Genomic DNA, 1,793 nt, shown 5'->3' with positions numbered 1-1,793 from the left:
CGACGGCGACGCGGCCAACGGCGAGGCCGACCTCGTCGTCGCCCTCGTGCACGACGGCGCCGGCGCGGGCACGCCCGACGGCGCGACGCTCGAGCAGGAGGTCGCCGCCGGCGGCCCGTTCGCGGCCCTCGTCACGCAGACCGACCCGCGGGTCGCGGCGATCCTGACCGGCCACACGCACAAGCAGTACGCGTGGAACGCGCCGGTCTACGTCGGCGGCGTCCCGACCGTGGACACGCGCCCGATCATCCAGACCGGCAACTACGGCGAGTTCATCGGCCACGTCGGCCTCGACCTCGACCCGGTGACGCTCGACGTCACCGCGACGACAGCCGAGAACGTCGCCCGCACGACGACCGCGGACGGGACGCTCGTCGCCGCCTACCCGCGCGTCGCGGCGGTCAAGACGATCGTCGACGCGGCGCTCGCCGAGGCCGCCGTCATCGGCGACCAGCCGGTCGGCTCCATCACCGCGGACATCACGACGGCGTTCGCCGGCGGCTCCTACACCGGCGGGGTGTGGACGGGCGGCGCCCGTGACGACCGCGCGAGCGAGTCGGCCCTCGGCAACCTCGTCGCCGACTCCCTCGTCGAGGCGCTGTCTGCGCCCGAGCGCGGCGGCGCCGAGATCGGCGTCGTCAACCCGGGCGGCCTCCGCGCGGAGCTGAGCTACGGCGCCGACGGGGTCATCACCTACGCCGAGGCGAACAGCGTCCTCCCGTTCGTGAACAACCTCTGGACGACGACGCTCACGGGCGCCCAGCTCGACGCGCTGCTCGAGCAGCAGTGGCAGACGACGACGGAGGGCGGCACGACGCGCCCATCGCGCCCGTACCTGGCGCTCGGCCTGTCGAGCAACGTCACCTGGGTCGCCGACACGGCGAACCCGAACGCGGCGCCCGGCGACCACGTCGACGCGATCTACATCGACGGGGAGCTCGTGCAGCCGGACGACGAGATCCGCGTCGGCACGTTCTCCTTCCTCGCGGCCCCCGCGGCCACGGCCGGCGACAACTTCTTCGCCTTCCAGCACGGCACGAACCCGACGGACTCGGGTCTCGTCGACCGCGACGCGTGGATCGACTACCTCGGCGAGCACTCGCCGCTGAGCCCGTCGTTCGCCCGGACCCGCTCGGTGGTCACCGGCTCGACCTCGGTCGTCGCCGGCTCGGCGCTCGGCCTCTCGCTCGCGGGCCTGAACCTCACGAGCCTCGGCGCGCCGGAGAACACGCAGGTCGAGGTCTCGCTGGACGGCGCCTCGCTCGGCACCGCCCCGGTCTCCAACGGTGCGGCCGACCTCAGCGGCCTGAGCGTCCCGTCGGGCGCCTCGGCGGGCGAGCACACGCTCACCTTGACCATCTCGCCCTCGGGCACGACGGTCCGGATCCCGGTGACGGTGGCGCCGATCCAGCCGCTTACGGTCGGTGTGCCGGTGGTGTCGGGTTCGCTTCGTGTGGGTCAGTCGTTGGTGGCGGATGCGGGGGTGTGGGGTCCGGTGCCGGTGGTGTTGTCGTATCGGTGGTACACGGTGGCGTCGGATCTGGTGACGCGCACGTTGGTGCAGGAGGGGGCGTCGGCGTCGTATACGCCGTCGGCGTCGGATGTCGGCAAGTACGTGTATGTGGTGGTGACCGGGTCGAAGGCGGGGTACACGTCGGTGTCGGCGCAGTCGGCGTGGCGTGGTTATGTGGCCGCGGCGACGCTGACGGCCGGGACGCCGGTCGTCTCTGGGGTGCTGAAGGTCGGCTCGGTCTTGACGGCGGATGCGGGGGTGTGGGGTCCGGTGCCGGTGG

At 73.0% G+C, this 1,793-nt stretch carries 1 protein-coding gene; it reads left to right on the top strand.

The annotated features are described in order from the left end of the window. Positions 1-1,793 (top strand): 5'-nucleotidase C-terminal domain-containing protein (locus J7523_RS20270; protein ID WP_291890584.1); only part of this gene is annotated, 1,793 nt, incomplete at both ends.

The sequence above is a fragment of the Cellulomonas sp. genome (assembly GCF_017744555.1).
GTDB lineage: Bacteria > Actinomycetota > Actinomycetes > Actinomycetales > Cellulomonadaceae > Cellulomonas.
Note: the sequence above shows the minus strand (reverse complement) of the source record. Positions and strands in the feature narration are given on the sequence as shown.